This is a genomic window from Streptomyces pratensis, from assembly GCF_037137275.1.
Lineage (GTDB): Bacteria > Actinomycetota > Actinomycetes > Streptomycetales > Streptomycetaceae > Streptomyces > Streptomyces pratensis_B.
In genome coordinates this window covers 1-4913 of the sequence record NZ_JBBBEN010000041.1, presented here as the reverse complement: position 1 = coordinate 4913, position 4913 = coordinate 1, and the positions used below count along the sequence as shown (strand labels likewise).

Genomic DNA, 4913 nt, shown 5'->3' with positions numbered 1-4913 from the left:
CTCCAGGGCCAGCGCCATGGCGATCATGATGCGCTGGCGCATACCGCCGGAGAACTGGTGCGGATAGTCGCCGACCCGGTCCTTGGCGGCGGGGATGCGGACCCGTTCCATCAGCTCGACGGACTTCGTCCTGGCGTCCTTGCGGGACAGGCCGCGGTGGACGACGAACATCTCGCCGAGCTGCTGGCCGACGGTCAGAACCGGGTTCAGCGAGGACAGCGCGTCCTGGAAGATCATGGCCATCTCCTGGCCGCGGATTCTGCGCCGCTCCTCCGTCCTGAGCTTCAGCAGGTCGCGGTCCTTGAAGAGGATCTCACCGCCGGCGATCTTCCCGGGCGGCATGTCGAGGATGCCCATGATCGCCTGGGCGGTGACGGACTTGCCGGAGCCGGACTCGCCGAGGACGGCGAGCGTCTCCCCCTCCGCCACCGAGTAGTCGACGCCGTTGACGGCCCTGACGATCCCGTCACGGGTGTGGAACTCCACGTGCAGATCGCGCACTTCGAGCAACATGGCAATCGGCTCCTCAGCGCAGCTTGGGGTCGAGGGCGTCGCGCACCGCGTCGCCGAGCATGATGAACGAGAGCACGGTGACCGCCAGCGCCCCGGCGGGCCAGAGCAGCATGTGCGGGGCGTTGCGGACGTAGTTCGACGCGGCGGAGATGTCGATGCCCCAGGAGACGGCGGGGTCCTTCAGCCCGACCCCGAGGAAGGACAGGGTCGCCTCCAGCGAGATGTACGTGCCCAGCGCGATGGTCGCGACGACGATGACGGGGGCGACGGCGTTCGGGGCGATGTGGCGCATGAGCATCCGGGAGTTGGAGGCCCCGAGCGCGCGGGCCGCCTGGACGTAGTCGTTCTGCTTGGCGGTGATGACCGAACCGCGGGCGATGCGGGCGATCTGGGGCCAGCCGAGGAGGACGATGAAGCCGACCACGGGCCAGACGGTGGAGCTGGTGACGACGGACAGGAAGACCAGACCGCCCAGGATGACCGGGATGCCGAAGAAGACGTCGGTGAGGCGGGAGAGGACCGAGTCCCACCAGCCGCCGAAGAAGCCCGCGAGCCCGCCGAGCACGCTGCCGAGGATCGCGACGCCCAGGGTGGCGCAGACGCCGACGGTCACCGAGGTCCGGGTGCCGTACACGACCCGGGTGTAGACGTCACGGCCCTGCGGGTCGAAGCCGAAGGGGTGGCCGGGCTGCGAGCCCTTCTGCGCGTCGCCCAGGTCGGCCTGGAGGGGGTCGCCGCTCGTGATGAGCGAGGGCCAGACGGAGATGACCAGCAGGAAGAGGATGACCAGCGCGGAGACGACGAAGACCGGGTTGCGCCGCAGATCGCGCCAGGCGTCGGACCAGAGACTGCGCGGCTTGCCCGCCGGGCCCGTGCCCTCGGGGCCGCCCGGGGTCTTCTCCAGGCTGGCGCCCTCCTCCAGTGCGAGGTCGGTGGGGCCGCCGGCGCCCGTCGGGGAGATCGCCCCGTCCGATGACTGCGGCTCAGGCATAGCGAATCCTCGGGTCGAGTACGGCGTACAGGAGGTCGACGATCAGGTTGGCCGCCAGGAAGACGAGGACCAGCACGGTGACGAACCCGACGACGGTCTGGGAGTTCTGGCGCACGATGCCCTGGTAGAGCTGGTAGCCGACGCCGTGGATGTTGAAGATCCGCTCCGTGACGATGGCGCCGCCCATCAGGGCCCCCACGTCGGTGCCGATGAAGGTGATGACGGGGATCAGGGAGTTGCGCAGCAGGTGCCGTACGACGACCCGGCGGCGGGGCAGGCCCTTGGCGACGGCGGTGCGTACGTAGTCGGCGCGGGCGTTCTCCGCGATCGACGTCCGGGTGAGCCGGGTGACGTAGGCGAGCGAGACCGAGGCGAGGACGAGGCCGGGGACGAGCAGCTCGTCGATGGCGGGGTCCGGGGAGACCGAGGGTTTGATGACGCCCCACTTGACGCCGAGCAGGAGCTGGAGCAGCAGGCCGGTGACGAAGGTGGGGACGGCGATGACGACCAGGGTGAGGATGAGGACCGCGGTGTCGACGGGGCGGCCGCGCCGCAGGCCGGTGATGACGCCGAGGCTGATGCCGAGGACGATCTCGAAGACGACCGCGACGACGGTGAGGCGGATCGTGATGGGGAAGGCCGTGCCCATCAGCTCGGTGACCTTCTGCCCGTTGAACGCGGTGCCGAAGTCGCCGGTGAAGACGTTGCCCATGTACGTCAGGTACTGCTGCCAGACCGGCTGGTCGAGGCCGAACTCGGAGCGCAGCTGGGCGGCGGTGGCCGGGTCGCACTGGCGGTCGCCGCAGAGGCCCGCGACGGGGTCGCCCATCACGTTCACCATGAGGAAGATCAACAGCGTGGTGCCGAAGAAGACGGGGATCATCTGCAGCAGCCGCCGGATCACATAACGTCCCATGAGGGGCTCCGGGGGTCGGGGCGAGCGAGCGGGCGGGCGGCCGGCCGGGCGGGCGGCCCGCGGGGCCGGGACTCGGAGCCGGTCGGGGGTGTGCGGGCGGCCGGGGCGCGTCCAGGGCCCCGGCCGTCTCGTCTCAGCGCGTCACTTGACGGTGATCTCTTCGTAGACCGGGACGCTGAACGGGTTCAGCGCCACGTTCTCCACCCGGTCCGAATAGCCGGCGCTGCCGTTCTGGTACCAGAGCGGGATGACCGGCATCTCCTCGACGAGGATCTTCTCCGCGTCCTGGAAGGTGCTGATGGCCTTCGCCTTGTCGCTCTGGGCGTTGGCCTGGTCGATCAGCCCGTCGAACTCCTTGTTGCTCCACTTGCCGTCGTTGGACGGGGCGTTGGTGTAGTAGAGCGGCTGGAGGAAGTTCTGGATGAGCGGGTAGTCCATCTGCCAGCCCGCACGCCAGGGCCCGGTCAGCTTCTGGGTGGAGACCTGGCTGCGGAAGTCGGCGAAGGTGCCGACCGGGTTGCCGACGCAGGCCCGGTTGTCGCCCATGACGTTGTTGATGCTGTTGCAGACGGCGTCGACCCACTCCTTGTGGGAACCGGTGTCCGCGTTGTACGCGATCTTCAGCTGGCCGCCGGGGATGCCGCCGCCCTCGTCGATCAGCTTCTTGGCCGCTTCCTTGTCGTACGTGCACTCCTTGCCGCAGAGCCCCTTCTCGAAGCCGCCCTCCTCGCCGAGGACCGGGGAGGTCCAGTCGGAGGCGGGGGTGCGGGTCTTCTGGAAGATCTGGTCGGTGATCTGCGGCCGGTTGATCGCCATGGAGAGCCCCTGGCGCACCTTGCGGGCGTTCTCCGAGTCCCACTCCTCCTCGTAGAAGGGGAAGGCCAGGGTCTGGATGATGCCGGCGGGGGCGTTGATGTACCGGTCGCCGAGGTCCGCCTCCACGTTTCTGAGCTGGGAGGCCGGCACGTCGTCGACGAGGTCGAGGTTGCCGGAGGTCAGCGAGGTGTAGGCGGTGTTGTTGTCGGTGAAGACCTTCAGGTCGACGCCGCCGTTCTTGGCCTTGTCGTCGCCCGGGTACTCGTCCCACCTGCGCAGGTTCATCGACGAGCCCTTGGCGTACGACTCGATCGTGTAGGGGCCGTTGCCGATGGGCTTGGAGAGCCAGGCGTCGTGGTCGTCGTAGAACGCCTTGGGCAGCGGGACGAAGGCGGAGTAGCCGAGCGTGTCGGGCCACAGGGAGAACTTCTGGGTGAGCGCGGCGGTGAAGGTCAGGTCGTCGACGACCTTGAGGCCGGACATGGTCTCGGCGGAGGCGGTGCCGGACTCGGGGTGGACCTCGTCGTAGCCCTCGATGTACTGGAAGAAGTAGGCGTTCTTCTGGTTGTTCTTGAGCGCGGCGCCGTAGTTCCAGGCGTCGACGAAGGAGCTGGCGGTGACCTTCTCGCCGTTGGAGAAGGTCCAGCCGTCCTTCAGTTTGACGGTGAAGTTCTGTGAGTCCTTCGTCTCGATGGACTCGGCGAGCATGTTCTTGGGCTCGCCCGTCTTCGGGTCGTACCGGATGAGCCCCCGGAAGACCATGTCGAGGACCTTGCCGCCCTGCACCTCGTTGGTGTTGGCCGGCTCCAGCGGGTTCTGCGGGTCACCCCAGGAGGAGCTGACGATCCCGTCGGCGCCGCCGCTGCCGCCGCCGCTGTCGTCCCCGCCGCCGCAGGCGGTCGCTGCCAGGGCGACGGCCACCGCGCATGCGGCCCACCGGGCGTGTGTGGCTCCGCGCATGGAGTGCCTCCTAGAGTCATCGAGTAGCTCAATGCCTCATATCACCCCATATGACCTCTTGCCGCATGTTCACTTCCCCCGTCCGGGCGGGCCCGTCGCCGGACGCGAAGATGCCCGGCCCCCTGGGGGACCGGGCATCTCTCGTTCAGCCGCTGGGGGCGGTCACGCCACGTGCACGGCGTCCCGCTCGTCGGCGAAGTGGCACGCCGACTCGTGCGCGGCCGGGGTGTCCTTCGCCACGAAGCGCTCGGGGATCGCCAGCAGGGGCTCCTCCGTCGCGCACCGGTCCTCCGCCTTCCAGCACCGGGTACGGAAGCGGCAGCCCGACGGCGGGTTCGCCGGCGACGGGACGTCACCGGTCAGGATGATCCGCTCGCGCCCCTCACGGGCCGACGGGTCGGGGACCGGGACCGCCGACAGCAGCGCCTGGGTGTAGGGGTGCGTCGGGTGGTCGTAGATCTCTGCGTCCGTGCCGATCTCGGCCATCTTGCCGAGGTACATCACGCCGACCCGGTCGGAGATGTGCCGGACGATGGAGAGGTCGTGCGCGATGAAGAGGTAGGACAGGCTGAACTCGTCCTGGAGCTGCGCCATCAGGTTGATGACCTGGGCCTGCACCGACACGTCGAGCGCGGAGACCGGCTCGTCGCAGATGATGATCTCGGGGTTGAGGGCGAGGCCGCGGGCGATGCCGATGCGCTGGCGCTGGCCGCCGGA

The 4913-nt window shown here is 68.9% G+C and carries 5 protein-coding genes; all 5 read right to left on the bottom strand.

All coding sequences use genetic code 11. From position 1 onward, the window contains the following. The coding region (locus tag V9U70_RS00275) for an ABC transporter ATP-binding protein (RefSeq protein WP_336672343.1) at positions 1 to 513 on the bottom strand (513 nt) is incomplete at its 3' end. 13 nt (positions 514 to 526) lie between these two features. Next, on the bottom strand, positions 527 to 1504 hold the full coding sequence (locus tag V9U70_RS00270) for an ABC transporter permease (protein ID WP_336672342.1): 978 nt from the start codon (positions 1502 to 1504) through the stop codon (positions 527 to 529). Further along, the gene (locus V9U70_RS00265; RefSeq protein ID WP_336672341.1) at positions 1497 to 2420 is read right to left on the bottom strand and encodes an ABC transporter permease; all 924 of its coding nucleotides are present in this window, start codon (positions 2418 to 2420) and stop codon (positions 1497 to 1499) included. Before V9U70_RS00265 ends, V9U70_RS00270 begins: the two co-directional genes overlap by 8 nt. 141 nt (positions 2421 to 2561) lie before the next feature. Next, complete coding sequence (locus V9U70_RS00260; RefSeq protein ID WP_336672340.1) at positions 2562 to 4196, bottom strand: peptide ABC transporter substrate-binding protein; 1635 nt, start codon at positions 4194 to 4196, stop codon at positions 2562 to 2564. A gap of 162 nt (positions 4197 to 4358) precedes the next feature. Further along, a partial coding sequence (locus V9U70_RS00255) for an ABC transporter ATP-binding protein (RefSeq protein ID WP_336672339.1) occupies positions 4359 to 4913 on the bottom strand: 555 nt, incomplete at its 5' end.

Coding starts and splice junctions, on each gene's coding strand:
- V9U70_RS00270 (WP_336672342.1), bottom strand. CDS start 1,504: ATGCCTGAGCCGCAGTCATCGGACGGGGCGATCTCCCCGACGGGCGCC.
- V9U70_RS00265 (WP_336672341.1), bottom strand. CDS start 2,420: ATGGGACGTTATGTGATCCGGCGGCTGCTGCAGATGATCCCCGTCTTC.
- V9U70_RS00260 (WP_336672340.1), bottom strand. CDS start 4,196: ATGCGCGGAGCCACACACGCCCGGTGGGCCGCATGCGCGGTGGCCGTC.